This window comes from Streptomyces sp. NPDC002537, from assembly GCF_053594975.1.
Genome location: NZ_JBSFWT010000010.1, coordinates 98,587 through 113,191 on the forward strand (window position 1 = coordinate 98,587; position 14,605 = coordinate 113,191).

Below are 14,605 nucleotides of genomic sequence, written 5' to 3' on the forward strand. Positions count from 1 at the left end.
CGTGGCCCAATATGGCCGAAACATTTCGGTTAATTAGGCCGCCCTAACTTATCTGAGGCTTGCCTACCCTGTTCCCCAACCGGTGCGTGATTCTGCTCTCACAGGGACTCACAGGGACTCATAGGGAAAACCCGTGGCCCTCCCGTCTCGGGATCACCAGAGGCTCTCCCGTGCGCGGATGGTCGATGACCTCCACCGGCTGCAGGTAGACGCGGCTGAGCAGTTCCGCGTCGAAGACCCGGTCCGGCGGACCCTCCGCCGCGATCCGCCCCTCGTGCAGCACGGCGACCCGGTCCGCGTACGCGCCGGCGAGCCCCAGGTCGTGCAGGACGACCACGACCGCGTCGCCCGCCGCGGCGCGCTGCCGGCAGATCCGCAGCACCAGTTCCTGGTGGCGCAGGTCCAGTGCGGCGGTCGGCTCGTCGAGCAGCAGCAGCGAAGTGCGCTGCGCGAGGACGCGGGCCAGCGCGACCCGGGCCCGCTCGCCGCCGGACAGCGCGGCGAACGGCCGGGCGGCGAACCCGGACACCTCGGTGGCGGCCATGGCGGCCCGTACGGCCTCGTCGTCCTCGTCCTCCGCGTCGGTCCCGGCCCAGGGCGCGCGCCCCATCCGGACGACGTCCTCGACGGGAAAGGGGAACGACAGCTCCGCCGACTGCGGCAGCACGGCCCGGCGCAGCGCGAGTTCGCCGGGCGTCCAGGCGGCGGCCGGGCGCCCGTCGATCCACACCTCGCCGGACTCGGCGGGCAGGTCGCAGGCGAGCGCGGCGAGCAGGGTGGACTTCCCGGCGCCGTTCGGCCCGACGAGCGCGAGCACTTCGCCCCCGGCGACGGACAGCTCCACCTCGGACAGGACGGTACGGGCCCCGAGCCGCACCCGCAGGGCACGGGCCTCGGCACGCACGGTCCCGATGGGCGAGGGCAACGGCAGATGCCGCGTACGCGACCGGAACAACGACCACATCAGGCCCAACCTCCTTGCTTGCGGCGGGTCCTGCGCAGCAACCAGAAGAAGAACGGACTGCCGAAGAGTGCCGTCAGCACGCCCAGGGGGAGTTCCGCGGGCTGGGCGACCGTGCGGGCGGCGAGGTCGGCGGCGACCAGGACGAGCGCGCCGCCCAGGGCGCTGCCCGGTACGAGGAAGCGGTGCCCCGGACCCGCGGCCATGCGCAGCAGATGCGGTACCAGCAGCCCCACGAAGGTGATGATCCCGGCGACGGCCACCGCGGCCGCCGTCAGCAGGGCGACCACCAGCACCAGCGTGCCGCGCAACCGCTCGACGTCCACCCCGAGATGGCGCGCGGGGCGCTCGCCGAGGGCGAGCAGGTCCAGCTGCCGGGCGTACCAGGGCGCGACGGCCAGCCCGGCCAGGGCGCACGGCAGGACGGCGATCACTTTCGGCCACGTCGCCTGGGAGAGCGAGCCGAGCTGCCAGAAGGTGATCTGGGTGATCTGCGCGTTGTCGGCGAAGAAGATGCACAGACCGATGAGGGCACCGGCGAACGCGTTCACGGCGATGCCGGTGAGGATGAGGGTGACCACCTCGGTACGGCCGCCGGACCGCGACAGCAGATAGACCAGCAGAACGGTCAGCAGCCCGCCCGCGAACGCGCCGACGGTGACCGTCCAGTTGCCGAGGAAGCTCAGCCCGAAGGCGATCGAGGCGACCGCCCCGACGGCCGCGCCCGCCGAGATGCCGATGACGCCGGGCTCGGCGAGCGGGTTGCCGAACACGCCCTGCATCAGCGCGCCCGCGCAGCCCAGCGACGCGCCGACGAGCAGCGCGAGCACGACGCGCGGCAGCCGTACGTTCCACAGCACGCTCTCGCCGACCCGGTCCAGCGCGCTGCCGCCGAGGCCGGCGCGGTGGAGCACCGAGCCCAGGACGTCCCCGATCGGGATGTCGTACGCGCCGATGCCAGCCGAGAGCAGGCACAGGACGAGGAGGGCCGCGGCCATGCCGACGGTGAGGAGCGCGCCGGCGCGGCGCCGGGGCGCGGGCCGCTCCTCGGCGGCGGACCGGAGCCCGGGGGGCTTGGTCAACAGCGCCATGTCACGCGCCCTTCGGGTGGATCTGCTCGATCAGGGAGGCGAGCACGGTGTCGGTGCGCGGCCCGAAGTTCAGCAGGACGCCGTCGTCGACGGAAGCGATCCGGCGGTCCAGCCCGGCGGGGGTCTGGGCGACGCCCGGGATCTTCAGCAGGCCGTCCACGCCGCCGACCGAGTCGAGGCCCTTGCTCATCACGAGGACGACGTCCGGCGCGGCCTTCGCCAGTGCCTCGCTGGTGATGGGCGTGAAGTCCTTCTTCAGCCCGGACTCCTCGCCCGCGTCGACGCCGCCCGCCGCCTCCATCAGGGAATCGGCCCCGGAGCCCGCGCCGCCGAGGAGATAAACGGACGCCGAGCCGCGCAGGTAGAGGAAGGCGACCCGCGGCTTCTTCCCGTCCTGCGGGATGCCCTTCTCGGCTGTGATGACGCGCTGTTCGGTACGGCGGCGCAGCTCGTCACCGGCTGCGCGGACGCCGAGGGCGGCGGCCACCTTGTCGATGCGCGGGCCGACGTCGGCCAGCTTCTTCGCCGGGTCGAGCACGACGAGGGGGATCCCGGCGGCCCGTATCTGGTCGATCGCCGTGGCGGGCCCGGTGGTGGTCTCCGCGAGGACGAGGGTGGGCTTGAGCGAGAGCACGCTCTCCGCCGAGACGTCGTGCGCGCGGGTCACGACGGGGAGTTTCCGTGCCTGCTCGAAGGTGGCCGTGATGTCCCGCGCGACGACGCGCTCGCCGAGCCCGAGGGTGAACACGATCTCGGACAGCGCCCCGGTGAGCGGAACGATCCGGTCCGTGGCGTTCACGGTCACGTCACGGCCGTCGGCCGACCGTACGGTGACGGGGAGTTGGGGGCGGGGCGTGCCGGTGAGGGGTTCGACGCGGTCGGGAGCCGAAGGCTTCGGCGGGGTGCCGCCGCCGTCCTTCGAGCAAGCGGTGAGGCCCGTGAGAACGGCGAAAAGTGTGAGCAGGGCGACGAGTACGCCCACGCGGCGCGGGGTACGTATCGACCTGCCCGCCGACTGCCGTTGAAGCACGGTTCCGCCTTTCGCTCCGGCCGGGGGTTTCCGACCTGATGGGATGTAGCTTAGGTTAGCCTTACCTAAATCGCCATGCGTTGCTGTCTGTGCGCGGCGAAATGTGCCGACCTGCCCGGAAGGGGCCCCTCCATGCTGCCGCCCAGAACTGCCCGCGCCCCGGTCGCCGCCCTCCTCGCGACGCTGCTGGCAGCCCTGATCCCGACGGCTGTGGCACACGCGGCAGAGACCCGCGAGGTATCCGGGGGACGGCTGGACTGGGGCATCAAGTCCTCCTTCCAGAGCTATGTCACCGGGCCGATCGCGCAGGGCAGTTGGGAGCTCCAGGGCGGGGCCGCCACGGTGGGAGGAAGCCAGTTCCGCTTCCACTCCGCCAAGGGCTCGTACGACTCCGGCAGCGGTGCCTTCGACGCGGCGTTCCAGGGCGGGGTGCACTTCGTCGGGCACAAGAAGCCCGACGGCTCCCACGAACTCGACCTCACCTTCAGCCGCCCGGCCGTCCGCGTCTCCGGCGGCAGCGGCACGCTCTACGCCGATGTGTTCAGCAAGGCCAAGGGCACGGGCGAGGTCACCGACGCCAAGCAGGTGCCCTTCGCGTCCCTGAACCTCGCGGGAATCGACCTGCGCGGCGGCGGCAGCGCCGTCACGCTCAACAACATCCCCGCCACGCTCACCGCCCAGGGCGAGAAGGCGTTCGCCGGCTACTACAAGGCCGGTACGGCTCTCGACCCCCTGAGCCTGGCGGCCGACGTGGTGTCCGCGGCCGGCCCCTCGCCCAGCGCCACGCCCTCTGTGAAGGCGGAGGAATCGTCCCCACCCAAGGGCGAGTTCACGGAGGCCGCCGTCGACTGGGGCGTGCGGCGCACCTTCCGGGAGTACGTCACCGGCTCGATCGCCCAGGGCTCCTGGAAACTGACCGACGGCGCCCAGGACGGCGGCGCACTCTTCCGCTTCCCCAAGGGCAAGGGCGCCTACGACGCGGAGAAGAAGGCGCTTGACGCGTCCTTCGAGGGCACCCTCCGCTTCACCGGCAAGGACCTCGACCTCGCGCTCGGCGCGGTCAAGGTGGCGGTGAAGGACGGCAAGGGCACGCTGTCGGCCGATGTGACCGGCAACGGGAACGGCACGGGCAAGGGCCTCCCCCTCGTCACCTTCGATGCGTCCGGCCTGACCGAGAAGGACGGCCTCGCCGCCGTCACCGAGGCCCCGACGAAGCTGACCGCCGAGGGCGCGAAGGCGTTCGGCGGCGTCTATCAGGAGGGCGCGGACATGGACCCGGTCTCGCTCGCGGTCCCTCTCGACGGCAAGGCCAAGTTGCCGCCGCTGCCGGACCTGGGCAAGGCCGCCCCGTCGGCGGCCCCGTCGGCCGCGTCCGAGTCGGCCGCCCCCGTTGCCTCTCCGTCGGACTCGTCGGGATCCTTCCCGGTGCTTCCGGTTGCCGCCACGGGTGTTGCTGTCCTGGTGGCCGCGGCCGCCGCGCTCCTGGTGCTCCGCAAGCGGCGGGCGGCGGGCGCGACTTCCGAATCTGATTCCATTTCAGCGGACTGACCGCCCGCCTCGGCGTCATCCGTGCCGTACCCCCACGCGGCACGGCCGACCCGGCCCTTTCCTGGCTCCCTGCCACCTGATGTCATGGATGCCGCACTCTCATCCCAGTTACCTCAATTTCCACTAGGAGAACCCACATGACCGTCACCGCACGCCGGGCCGCACTCGCGGCACTGGCCACGGCGACTGCCCTCGGGGCGACGGCGCTGTCCGCTCCCGCGTTCGCGGTGGAGGCACCGCAGACGGAGGGGGCGCAGCAACTGGTAGTCAAGAGCGGCACTCTCAAGTGGGGTGTGAAGGAATCGTTCCGGAGCTACGTCGGCAAGTCCGGCGGAGAGATCAAGGTGGACGATGGCGCCAAGCAGGCCCCCAAGAACGGCCCCTTCACCTTCGTGAAGGGCGAGGGATCGTACGACACCGCTCACCACGCCGCCTCCACGACGTTCAAGGGAAGCGTGCGCTTCCTTGGGCACGGAGGGGAGCTCGACCTCAAGTTCTCCGACTTGAAGGTCAAGATTGCGGAGGGCGGCGAGAAGGGCAGCATCACCGCCGACGTCACGTCCGGGGACGAGACCCGGGACGACGTCGCGATCGCGGCAATCGACATGAAGGGTGTCCGGGCCACCGATAAGGCTGGCACGATGACCTTCGCGAAGATACCTGTGAAGGTGACCGCCGAGGGCGCGAAGGTCTTCTCGTACAAGGGCAGCTCCTTCTACAAGGAGGGCGAGCAGTTCGACGACGCGACCCTCGCGCTGAAGACGGCCCCGGCCGAGCCGAAGAAGGACGAAGGCAAGGAGACGAAGGATCAGGGCACCCAGACCGACGGGGACACGAGCACGAAGGACCAGGGCACCCAGACCAGCGGGGGTGCGGGCGGGAAGGACCAGGGCACTGGCCAGACCGGCGGGGACGCGACGGGTGGCGCCCAGCAGCCCGCCCCCGGCAAGCTCGTCGACGGCAATCTCGACTGGGGCCTGAAGGAGTCCTTCCGCAAGTACATCGACCGGACGAGCGGAAAAGCCGAGGTCTCCGACGGCGCGAAGTCCTTCAAGGGGGGCTACCGCTTCCCGAAGGGGAAGGGCGAGTACAACGCCGAGAAGTCGTCGCTCGACGTCAAGTTCGAGGGCGCGGTCCGCTTCACGGCCCACGGGGGCGACCTGGACCTGAAGTTCTCCGCTTTCCACGTCAATGTGGCCAGCAGGACCGGAAAGATCATCGCCGACGTCACGTCCAACGGCAAGCTCACCTCGAACGTCGAGCTCGCCACCTTTGAGGTCACCGATTCCCTGAAGCCCAAGGACAGCGTGGTGGCGCTGTCGGCTGCCCCGGCGAAGCTGACGGAGGCCGGTACGAAGGCATTCGTCTACAAGCAGGACTCGTTCTACAAGGCGGGCGACAGCCTGGACCCGGTGACGGTCGCCGTCGCCACCGATGACAAGGCCAAGCTCCCTGACGTCCCGTCGGACGCCGGTTCTGAGACGGGCACGACGGGCGGCACCACCAGCACGACCACGACTGCCACCAACACCGCGGCCTCCACGGGGGGTTCCACCACGGGTGGGTCCACCACCGGCGGCACGGCCACCGACACCACCGCCTCCGGCTCGCTGGCCTCCACCGGCGCCGACGTGCCCACCGGCCCGATCCTGGGCGGGGCTGCCGCCCTCGTCGTCGCGGGCGGCGCGGCCGTCTACGCGACGCGCCGCCGCCGGACGGCGACGGCTCAGAACTGACGCATGCACAAAAAGCGCCGGGCGAGCTGAAGTTCAGCCCGCCCGGCGCTCTCTTGCGCAGATCGGCCCGCGCAATCCAGCCCGTCCGGCGATTGAGGACGCGGCCGCAGGCCGCTCCCGCCGTAGGCGGCAACGGACCCACGCGTACGCACACCGTACGCACCCGCACCCGGCAACGACTACGCGCTCAGCGGGAACTCCCGCCCCAGCGCATGGAACACCTCGGTGTTCAGCGCGAAAGCGCGCTTGCATTCATCAATCACCCGCTGCTTCTCCAGATCATCGACCGGCAGCGCATCCAGCAACTCGCGATACTCCCGCTTGAACGCGGCCGGGTTCCCGATGCCCTCGAAGACATAGAAACGCACGCCGTCGCCCTTGCGGGCGAAGCCCCAGGTCTTTTCGGCGGTACCGCGGATGATCTGGCCGCCGGAGAGGTCGCCCAGGTAGCGGGTGTAGTGGTGGGCGACGTAGCCGGCGGGCCAGTCGCGGGCGCACTCCTCGACGCGGGCGGCGTACGCGGCGGTCGCGGGCAGCGGCGCGAGGCCCGTACGCCAGTCGGGGCCGCCGATGTGGGCGAGGTCGCGCTCCAGCTCGGCGGTGCGGGCCAGCTCGGGGCGTATGAAGGGGCCCGCCACCGGGTCGTCCGCCAGGGCGGCGGAGGCGGACTCCAAGGCGCTGTAGACGAACCAGAGCTGCTCGGTGTAGCGGCGGTAGGCGTTCACGCCGAGCCTGCCACCGAGCATGTCGCTCATGAACGAAGAGCTCTCGGCCTCCGTGTGCTGTTCGTGCGAGGCGGTGCGGATCAGCGTGGAGAACGGAGTGGTGGCGGGCGCGTCCAAAACGGACCTCCGGAGACCGAGGGGCGGGGGAGCGATGGGGAACGGGGACGCGGAGGCGTGCCGCCGTGCCCCGATTCTCTCTAGTTAGGCTTACCTAAGTCAATTGGTTCCCGACGTGCTGTCGGTAAAACCTTACCGCTCCGGACCGGCCTCCGTTCGATCGAAAAAGAAAATCCCCCTGCTCATGCAGGGGGATTCGTGATCACGATCGCGGTCACGGGGTCACGGGGTCACAGGGTCACGGACTACGGCAGGGTCAGGATCTCCGCCCCGCTGTCCGTCACCACCAGCGTGTGCTCGAACTGCGCGGTCCGCTTCCGGTCCTTGGTGACGACCGTCCAGCCGTCCTCCCACATGTCGTACTCGTGGGTCCCCAGGGTCAGCATCGGCTCGATGGTGAAGGTCATGCCGGGCTGGATCAGGGTGTCGTGGTGCGGGCTGTCGTAGTGCGGGACGATCAGGCCGGAGTGGAAGGACGAGTTGATGCCGTGGCCGGTGAAGTCGCGGACGACGCCGTAACCGAAACGCTTGGCGTAGGACTCGATGACCCGGCCGATGATGTTGACCCGGCGGCCGGGCTTGACCGCCTTGATCGCCCGGTTGAGCGCCTCGCGGGTCCGCTCGACCAGCAGACGTGACTCCTCGTCCACGTCACCGCACAGGTAGGTGGCGTTGTTGTCACCGTGCACGCCGCCGATGAAGGCCGTCACGTCGAGGTTGACGATGTCGCCGTCCCGCAGCACGGTCGAGTCCGGGATGCCGTGGCAGATCACCTCGTTCACCGAGGCGCACAGCGACTTCGGGAAGCCGCGGTAACCGAGGGTGGACGGGTAGGCGCCGTGGTCGCACATGTACTCGTGCGCGACGCGGTCCAGCTCGTCCGTCGTCACGCCCGGGGCGATGAGCTTGGCCGCCTCCTCCATCGCCCGCGCGGCGATGCGGCCCGCGATCCGCATCCGCTCGATCGTTTCGGCACTCTGGACCTCCGGGCCGTCGTACGGCGTCGGGGAGTCCTTGCCGACGTACTCGGGCCGCGGGATCGAGGCGGGCACGGAACGGAGGGGGGAGAGCGTCCCCGGCGTGAGAAGCGACTGGCCAGACATATCAGCGAGTGTATCCAGGGCCCGTCGGGGACCATGAGGGCGAGAGGCGACGAGCGAAGGAGACCCTGATGGCACTGTTCAAGAGGCGCCCGGCCGGCAAGGCGGGGGAGTGGTACTACTGCCTCAAGCACGGGGTGGTCGAGGAGGGACCGGAATGCCGGGCCGCCGACCGCATGGGCCCGTACGGGACACGGGAGGAGGCCTCCCACGCGATGGAGACGGCGCGCGAGCGCAACGAGGAGTGGCGGCAGGACCCGCGCTGGAACGACGACGAGTCCGGCCGCACGGCCGGGGAGTAGCCCTTCCCTACGGCTACGGAGCGTGAGAACGGGACCCCGCTGCGTCGGCGGGGTCCGGGGTCTGCCTCTGCTGCTGGTTACCTCACGAGGGTGGCTCGATAGAACCGGTGAATGATCGGCGGGGCTGCCGGTGCCGTTTCGGGGCCGATCGTCCAGCCGGCGAAACGGATCACGGTGTGTGCGCTCACGGACCCCACCGCCTCGATGCGTCGTTCGCGGCCTGGAGCTTGGCTCTCAGCTCTTCTCTGAGCGCTGCCGGACGCACATCCTCGGGCTTCGCCTCCCACTCAACTCCTCCTTGCGGTCTGCAGAGTTGGTAGTTGGGCCCTTCGTGCCCCGCCACTTGGGCGACCGTCTTTCGGGCCTCGTCGACGACGTACGAGCCGATGGCGATCTTCGGGGTAGCGCTCACCCGTCCACCTCCTGGGCCTCCGGTTGGCGGGGGACGAAGTTGAGACCGTGAGCCGTTGCGACCAGCACGTAGGTGCCGCCGCTCCGGGTCGGTTCCAGTTGGCGGCAGCCGCATCGGGGCTGGGGAGTCTGGGACGCCAAGGGCCTGACGATGCGCGGCATAGCGCGCGCACTCCACTACGATCCCGCGTACTTGTCCAGGGTGCTGAACGGAAAACAGCAGCCGTCCGAGCAACTGGTCGCCGCGCTGGAACGCCTTCTGGGCGCCGGGGATTCGTTGACTACCCCGGTGACGGGAGGTAGGCAGAGCTTCGTGAGCAACTGCGAGGCGGACATCCAGCACATCCGCGACACCATTGGCCACTTGCTCGAACACGACAACCGGTACGGCGGTGACGGCGTGGCATCAGCTGCCGTGCAGGTCTTGCGAGTTGGCAAGGGGAAGCTCGACAGTGGCGAAATCCCGGACGAGTCGCTCGTCGAGTATCTGGCTACCGTGGCCGAAATCGCAGAAATCGCCGGGTGGCTCCTTTTTGATGCCGACCAGCAGGAAGAGTCGCGCTCTGCGTTTCTCGAATCACACATGCTCGCACGCCATGCTGGAGACAAGCCTATGGCGTGGTTCGCTCTGGATATGCTGGCAATGCATGGAATTGAACACGGCAGGCCGGGTGAGGCTTTGCGAATTGCTGATGGGATCCTCTCCGATCCTCGCACCCCGCCGCGAGTGGCTCTGCTTGCGCGGATTCGTAGAGCCAGGGCGCTGGCGATCACGGGAGCGCGGCAGCCGTCCTTGAACGAGTTCGCCGCAGCGCGTAGTGCACTGGGGGAATCCATCACCACGCGTGATCCTTCGTGGACGTGGTGGGTCGACGACCGAGAACTGACGGGGCACGAGGGCGAGGCGCTGCTGGTTCGTGGAGAACCCAGTGCGGCCGTTCCGAAGTTGCAGCGTGCTCTGGAGCTCTCCGTCGCCAGCGATACCAATAGGCGGGTAAACCTCTATTACAGTGTCGCCCTGCTCACCGCGTACGCGTCAGCGCAGGCGTGGCGAGAATGTGAAACCACACTTCTCTCCATCTCGGCCATGTTGGAAATTGTGGCTTCTGGGCGTAGCCGCCACCGTCTGCGGTTGACGTTGCGTGAAATCATCCGGGCTCCCAGCGCGCCCTGCTGGCTGTCCGACCTGGCAAGAGAGATCGCGGCAACGCTGCAACTTTCCTGTCGGGGCGCCCATTAAAACGGGATTTGAGGGGTCTCCACGGTGGACGTTCGATGCCGCCCCGCCGGGTCCGGCGGCGCCATGGGGTGGCATCTACAGCAACCAAAGCGGTCAGCGCTACCCAGCGGCCCTGGGTAGCGGAAACAGTGAAACGCGACCGCAGTGCTACGCGGCCTCCGCCACCTCCGCCGCGCGCCTCGCTCGCAAGCGGACCGCGTGTTCGTCGGTGCGGCCGTCGTATGCCATCAGTTTCGGGAGGGCCAGGGCCAGCAGGCCCACCGAGGCGACGCATGCCACGCCGCCCGTCCAGACCGACGTACGCGCGTTGGTGAGGGAGGCCATGCCGCCCGCGCGGACCTGGCCGATCTGGGGGCCCAGGGAGTACGACAGCATCTCTATGCCCGCCAGTCGGCCGCGCAGTTCGTCGGGGATCGTCTGGTCCCAGATCGCCGAGCGGAAGAGGCCGCTCACCGTGTCGCAGCCGCCGGCCACCGCCAGGAACAGCAGCACCAGCCAGACGTTCGGCATCCCGCCCGCGACCGCCATGGCCGCGCCCCAGCCCAGTGCCGCGAACACCACCATCCGGCCGTGCCGGTGGATACGGGACACCCAGCCGCTGGTCAGGCTCACCGCCAGGGAGCCGACCGCGCCCGCCGCGTACATCAGACCCAGCGCCCAGGGCGCCCCCAGGTCGTCCGCGAGGAACGGGAAGATCGCGGTGGGGAACGCGAACAGCATGGCCGCCATGTCGATGGCGTACGTGCCGAGCAGTTCCTTGCGGCTCCACGCGTAGCGCGCGCCCTCCAGGATGCCGCTCAGCGACGGCTTGTCCGCCTCGTGCGCGGCGGGGGAGGGGGCCAGTCCCAGCAGCAGTGCGCCGGAGATCGCGTACGAGGCGATGTCCAGTCCGTATGCCCAGGGCAGGCCCGCGAACGCGATGATCAGGCCGGCCAGGGACGGGCCCGCGATCGCGCCGAGCTGCCAGCGCATCGAGTTCAGGGCGATGGCCGCGGGCAGTTGCTCGTGCGCGACGATGCGCGGCACGATCGCCTGCATCGCCGGGCGCTGGAGTCCGCTCAGCGCGCTGGTCAGCGCCGCCACCACGTACAGCGGCCAGATCATCGGCTCCGGCAGCAGCGTGTTGAGCAGCAGGATCGCCGACAGGACACCGAGCCCGGCCTCGGTCCAGAGGATCAGCTTGCGGCGGTCCATGGCGTCGGCGAGCGCGCCGCCGTACAGGCCGAAGACGATCAGCGGGACGAGCTCGACCGCGCCGACCGCGCCGACGGCGAGCGCCGAACCCGTCAGCTCCTTGAGCTGGAGCGGTACCGCGATGAAGGTCAGGAACGTGCCGAAGACCGTCACCAGCCCGGCCAGCCACATCCGGCGGAAGTCGCGGGAGGCGCGCCAGGGGGTCAGGTCGGGCAGCAGCGCACGCAGGCTGCGGCGGGGTACGGCGGGGCCCGTATGGCCGGGGGGATCGGAGGAGTCTTGCGAAGTCACGGGAGCCCATGGTCCATAAGTGGCGGATCAGGGGCAAACGATTTTCACCAGCGGGGCGGGGGCGGGGCCGTCAGCTGGTCCGCGAGCCGGGCCAGCCGGTCGCGGAAGCGGTGGCCGCGCGGCACGGGCGGAGCGTTCTCCCCGGCGGCGGCGCTGACCAGGTGCTGCACCGTGTCGAAGTCGAGCTCCGTGGCCGTCGAGGACGGGGACGGGGTCGCGGGCACCGACAGCCGGTCGTGCGCGAGGGCGCACAGCTCGGACTCCGCACCGTCCGAGGCGCCGTCCAGGGCCAGCACGGTCGCGCCGCCGCGCCGTACGTCGTGCACCCGCTCCAGCAGTTCCGCCTCCGGCACCCGCGCCGTCACCACCAGCAGCGTCTCGCCCCGCCGCGCGGCCGCCAGCCGGCCGAGCCCGACCGACAGGTGCGCCGGGACACCGGGCGGCACCCGGTGCCGGACGAGGGTGGGCGACAGCTCGGGCAGCCCGGACCAGGCGGCCTCGTCGTCCAAGTGCGCGGCCAGGTGCCAGGGTTCGTACTCCGCGGTCCCGACGAGCAGCAGGCCGCCGCGGTGGCGGGCCACCGAGGACCGCAGGGTGCCGGCGAAGCGGCGGGTCGACTGGAGCCATTCCGTTCCGGCGAGGACTTCGCGCAGCAGCGCGACGCGTACGGCATCCATGCGTCCGCAGGATGCCGTAGCGGCTGCCGCCTGGGGGTGGGGTACGGGGATTCTCACCCGAATGGTGTGGTGTTCCGCCGGGGGTGCGTCCCCGGCTGCCTCGCCGTTCGCCGCCTGCGGGCCGTAAGTTTGTGGGCCGTAGGTCAAAGAGCCACGGTCCGCACAATCCAGCCCGTCCTGGGGGCACCTCCCAGCGGTAGCTGGGGGAGTTTGAGGACACCGCGCGGAGCGCGGTCGGCGGGGTGGGGAACAAGCCCGCCGCGGGCGGGCCCTCGGCGGCCCCGTGGCAGGATCGCCGCATGACTACTTCTGATGACACGAAGAAGGCCCCCGCCAAGGACCCTTGGGCGCTGCCCGACGTCTCCGGCATGACCGTCGGCGTACTCGGCGGGACCGGGGATCAGGGGCGCGGGCTCGCGTACCGGTTCGCGAAGGCCGGGCAGCGGGTGATCATCGGGTCGCGGGCCGCGGAGCGCGCGCGGACCGCCGCCGCCGAACTCGGGCTCGGTGTCGAGGGTGCCGACAACGCCGAGTGCGCGCGGCGCAGTGACATCGTGATCGTCGCCGTGCCGTGGGACGGCCACGCGAAGACCCTGGAGTCGCTCCGCGAGGAGCTCGCCGGGAAGCTCGTGATCGACTGCGTCAACCCGCTCGGCTTCGACAAGCAGGGCGCCTACGCGCTCAAGCCGGAGGAGGGCAGCGCCGCCGAGCAGGCCGCCACCCTGCTGCCGGACTCGCGGGTCACCGCCGCCTTCCACCACCTGTCCGCGGTGCTGCTCTCCGACCCGGAGATCGCCGAGATCGACACCGATGTGATGGTGCTCGGCGAGGCGCGGGCCGACACGGACCTCGTCCAGGCCCTGGCTGCCCGCATCCCCGGCATGCGCGGCGTGTTCGCGGGCCGGCTGCGCAACGCCCACCAGGTGGAGTCGCTGGTCGCCAACCTGATCTCCGTGAACCGCCGCTACAAGGCCCACGCGGGGCTGCGCGTCACCGACGTGTGACCCGGGCCGGGGCCGGGGCGGTGGCGGGGGACGGCTGCGCGACAATGGACGGGATCGTACGCACATGTGCCCCCGGACAGGAGCCGTCCCCCATGCCCCGCCTCGCCCTCTACGCCATCGCCGTATGCGTCCTCGCGACGGTGGCGGCCGTCATCTCGTTCGTCCAGGGCAGCTGGCTCGGCATCGTCTGGGTCCTGCTGCTCGGCGTCTCCTCCAACATCGCCTGGTACTACGTGCGCAAGGCGAAGAACGACCGGGCCGCCGAGCAGGCCGCGGGCGGCCGTTAGCCGCTCACCGTCAGTCGATCACCATGCCCGTCAGCGGCGGGATGTCCGGTGTGCCCTGCCAGAAGCGGAAGAGCTGGCGGCCCCAGTAGGTGTCCCACTCCGTGACGCCCAGGCCGCGCAGCACCGAGTCGATCATGTCGAAGAAGGCGTGGTTCACCTCCGGGATCCACAGGAAGCCGAAGACCGCGAGTATGCCGAACGGCGCGAACGGCTCCACCTGGCGCCGGATGCGGTACGACAGCCAGGGCTCGATCACCCCGTAGCCGTCCAGCCCCGGCACCGGCAGGAAGTTCAGGATCGCCGCCGTGACCTGGAGCAGCACCATGAAGCCCAGCGCGTAGCGGAAGTGGTCCGGCACCCCGTCCATCGCGTCCAGCCAGAACGGCGCCGCGACCACCGCCGCGAACAGGACGTTCGTCAGCGGGCCCGCCGCCGACACCAGGCTGTGCCGCCAGCGGCCGCGGATGCGGTGCCGCTCGATGAAGACCGCGCCGCCCGGCAGACCGATCCCGCCCATGATCACGAAGATCACGGGCAGCACGATGCTCAGCACGGCGTGGGTGTACTTCAGCGGGTCGAGCGTCAGATAGCCCTTCGCCGCCACCGAGCTGTCCCCGCCGAACAGAGCCGTCCGCGCGTGCGCGTACTCGTGCAGGCAGAGCGAGACGATCCAGCCGGAGACGATGAAGAGGAAGACGGCGAAGCCGGGGCTCGCCGAGAAGTCCGTCCACACCGCCCATATGGAGACCGCCATGATGGCGACGAGGGCGAGGAAAACGGGGCTCACGCGCCGTTCGCCGCGGGTCGCTGTTGACATAGGTGTGCGCTCCTGTGGATATGCCTGTGCCGCCGGGAATGCCCCGGCCTTACGAACGTACCGGGCGACCGTAC

Annotated in this window: 15 protein-coding genes; 6 read left to right on the forward strand and 9 right to left on the reverse strand. The window is 70.2% G+C overall.

Annotated elements, in window-relative coordinates:
- Positions 1 to 118 precede the first annotated feature (118 nt).
- Genes ACWD4A_RS07585 through ACWD4A_RS07595 form a run of 3 tightly spaced genes read right to left on the reverse strand, consistent with a single transcriptional unit; the run spans position 119 to position 3,082 of the window.
- Positions 119 to 964 carry a heme ABC transporter ATP-binding protein gene (locus ACWD4A_RS07585; RefSeq protein ID WP_451190592.1) on the reverse strand — a complete coding sequence of 282 codons (846 nt, stop codon included), beginning with the start codon at positions 962 to 964 and terminating at the stop codon, positions 119 to 121.
- Positions 964 to 2,043 carry a FecCD family ABC transporter permease gene (locus tag ACWD4A_RS07590; RefSeq protein WP_451190594.1) on the reverse strand — a complete coding sequence of 360 codons (1,080 nt, stop codon included), beginning with the start codon at positions 2,041 to 2,043 and terminating at the stop codon, positions 964 to 966. The genes ACWD4A_RS07585 and ACWD4A_RS07590 overlap by 1 nt, the downstream gene beginning before the upstream one ends.
- A gap of 10 nt (positions 2,044 to 2,053) precedes the next feature.
- Positions 2,054 to 3,082: a heme/hemin ABC transporter substrate-binding protein gene (locus ACWD4A_RS07595; protein ID WP_451190595.1), complete on the reverse strand. Its 1,029-nt coding sequence runs from the start codon at positions 3,080 to 3,082 to the stop codon at positions 2,054 to 2,056.
- Positions 3,083 to 3,214: 132 nt separating this feature from the next.
- Here ACWD4A_RS07595 and ACWD4A_RS07600 point away from each other — a divergent pair, with 132 nt between their 5' ends.
- Positions 3,215 to 4,630, forward strand: a complete 1,416-nt coding sequence (locus ACWD4A_RS07600) for an HtaA domain-containing protein (protein ID WP_451190597.1) — start codon at positions 3,215 to 3,217, stop codon at positions 4,628 to 4,630.
- Between the two features lie 137 nt (positions 4,631 to 4,767).
- A complete protein-coding gene (locus tag ACWD4A_RS07605; RefSeq protein ID WP_451190600.1) occupies positions 4,768 to 6,366 on the forward strand; it encodes an HtaA domain-containing protein in 1,599 nt (532 codons plus the stop codon).
- 179 nt (positions 6,367 to 6,545) lie between these two features.
- Here the strand turns inward: ACWD4A_RS07605 and ACWD4A_RS07610 are convergent, their stop codons facing one another.
- Both ACWD4A_RS07610 and map read right to left on the reverse strand, forming a co-directional pair.
- The gene (locus ACWD4A_RS07610) at positions 6,546 to 7,208 is read right to left on the reverse strand and encodes a biliverdin-producing heme oxygenase (RefSeq protein WP_451190602.1); all 663 of its coding nucleotides are present in this window, start codon (positions 7,206 to 7,208) and stop codon (positions 6,546 to 6,548) included.
- A 245-nt stretch (positions 7,209 to 7,453) separates the two neighbouring features.
- Positions 7,454 to 8,311: a type I methionyl aminopeptidase gene (gene map / locus ACWD4A_RS07615; protein WP_451190604.1), complete on the reverse strand. Its 858-nt coding sequence runs from the start codon at positions 8,309 to 8,311 to the stop codon at positions 7,454 to 7,456.
- Between the two features lie 68 nt (positions 8,312 to 8,379).
- Here map and ACWD4A_RS07620 point away from each other — a divergent pair, with 68 nt between their 5' ends.
- Complete coding sequence (locus ACWD4A_RS07620) at positions 8,380 to 8,610, forward strand: hypothetical protein (RefSeq protein ID WP_451190606.1); 231 nt, start codon at positions 8,380 to 8,382, stop codon at positions 8,608 to 8,610.
- A 184-nt stretch (positions 8,611 to 8,794) separates the two neighbouring features.
- Here ACWD4A_RS07620 and ACWD4A_RS07625 read toward each other — a convergent pair whose 3' ends face one another.
- Positions 8,795 to 9,022, reverse strand: a complete 228-nt coding sequence (locus tag ACWD4A_RS07625) for a hypothetical protein (RefSeq protein WP_451190608.1) — start codon at positions 9,020 to 9,022, stop codon at positions 8,795 to 8,797.
- A gap of 72 nt (positions 9,023 to 9,094) precedes the next feature.
- Here ACWD4A_RS07625 and ACWD4A_RS07630 point away from each other — a divergent pair, with 72 nt between their 5' ends.
- Complete coding sequence (locus tag ACWD4A_RS07630; protein ID WP_451190610.1) at positions 9,095 to 10,261, forward strand: helix-turn-helix domain-containing protein; 1,167 nt, start codon at positions 9,095 to 9,097, stop codon at positions 10,259 to 10,261.
- Between the two features lie 147 nt (positions 10,262 to 10,408).
- On the opposite strand, the gene ACWD4A_RS07635 is transcribed toward ACWD4A_RS07630, so the two are convergent.
- Together ACWD4A_RS07635 and ACWD4A_RS07640 are read right to left on the reverse strand one after the other, a co-directional pair.
- The gene (locus ACWD4A_RS07635) at positions 10,409 to 11,746 is read right to left on the reverse strand and encodes an MFS transporter (protein WP_451190612.1); all 1,338 of its coding nucleotides are present in this window, start codon (positions 11,744 to 11,746) and stop codon (positions 10,409 to 10,411) included.
- 44 nt (positions 11,747 to 11,790) lie between these two features.
- Positions 11,791 to 12,423, reverse strand: a complete 633-nt coding sequence (locus ACWD4A_RS07640) for a hypothetical protein (protein ID WP_451190615.1) — start codon at positions 12,421 to 12,423, stop codon at positions 11,791 to 11,793.
- A 299-nt stretch (positions 12,424 to 12,722) separates the two neighbouring features.
- Between ACWD4A_RS07640 and npdG the strand changes: the two genes are divergently transcribed.
- Positions 12,723 to 13,427 (forward strand): NADPH-dependent F420 reductase, encoded by a 705-nt coding sequence (gene npdG, locus ACWD4A_RS07645; RefSeq protein ID WP_451190617.1) that lies wholly within the window; start codon positions 12,723 to 12,725, stop codon positions 13,425 to 13,427.
- 92 nt (positions 13,428 to 13,519) lie between these two features.
- Positions 13,520 to 13,714 carry a hypothetical protein gene (locus ACWD4A_RS07650; RefSeq protein WP_451190619.1) on the forward strand — a complete coding sequence of 65 codons (195 nt, stop codon included), beginning with the start codon at positions 13,520 to 13,522 and terminating at the stop codon, positions 13,712 to 13,714.
- Positions 13,715 to 13,724: 10 nt separating this feature from the next.
- Here ACWD4A_RS07650 and ACWD4A_RS07655 read toward each other — a convergent pair whose 3' ends face one another.
- Positions 13,725 to 14,531, reverse strand: a complete 807-nt coding sequence (locus ACWD4A_RS07655; protein ID WP_451190621.1) for a site-2 protease family protein — start codon at positions 14,529 to 14,531, stop codon at positions 13,725 to 13,727.
- Positions 14,532 to 14,605: the final 74 nt, after the last annotated feature.

Bases quoted from the DNA above. Each gene is read 5' to 3' on its own strand.
- ACWD4A_RS07655 (WP_451190621.1), bottom strand. From the start codon at position 14,531: ATGTCAACAGCGACCCGCGGCGAACGGCGCGTGAGCCCCGTTTTCCTC.
- npdG (WP_451190617.1), top strand. From the start codon at position 12,723: ATGACTACTTCTGATGACACGAAGAAGGCCCCCGCCAAGGACCCTTGG.
- ACWD4A_RS07600 (WP_451190597.1), top strand. From the start codon at position 3,215: ATGCTGCCGCCCAGAACTGCCCGCGCCCCGGTCGCCGCCCTCCTCGCG.
- ACWD4A_RS07585 (WP_451190592.1), bottom strand. From the start codon at position 964: ATGTGGTCGTTGTTCCGGTCGCGTACGCGGCATCTGCCGTTGCCCTCG.
- ACWD4A_RS07605 (WP_451190600.1), top strand. From the start codon at position 4,768: ATGACCGTCACCGCACGCCGGGCCGCACTCGCGGCACTGGCCACGGCG.
- ACWD4A_RS07640 (WP_451190615.1), bottom strand. From the start codon at position 12,423: ATGGATGCCGTACGCGTCGCGCTGCTGCGCGAAGTCCTCGCCGGAACG.
- ACWD4A_RS07650 (WP_451190619.1), top strand. From the start codon at position 13,520: ATGCCCCGCCTCGCCCTCTACGCCATCGCCGTATGCGTCCTCGCGACG.
- ACWD4A_RS07620 (WP_451190606.1), top strand. From the start codon at position 8,380: ATGGCACTGTTCAAGAGGCGCCCGGCCGGCAAGGCGGGGGAGTGGTAC.
- map (WP_451190604.1), bottom strand. From the start codon at position 8,311: ATGTCTGGCCAGTCGCTTCTCACGCCGGGGACGCTCTCCCCCCTCCGT.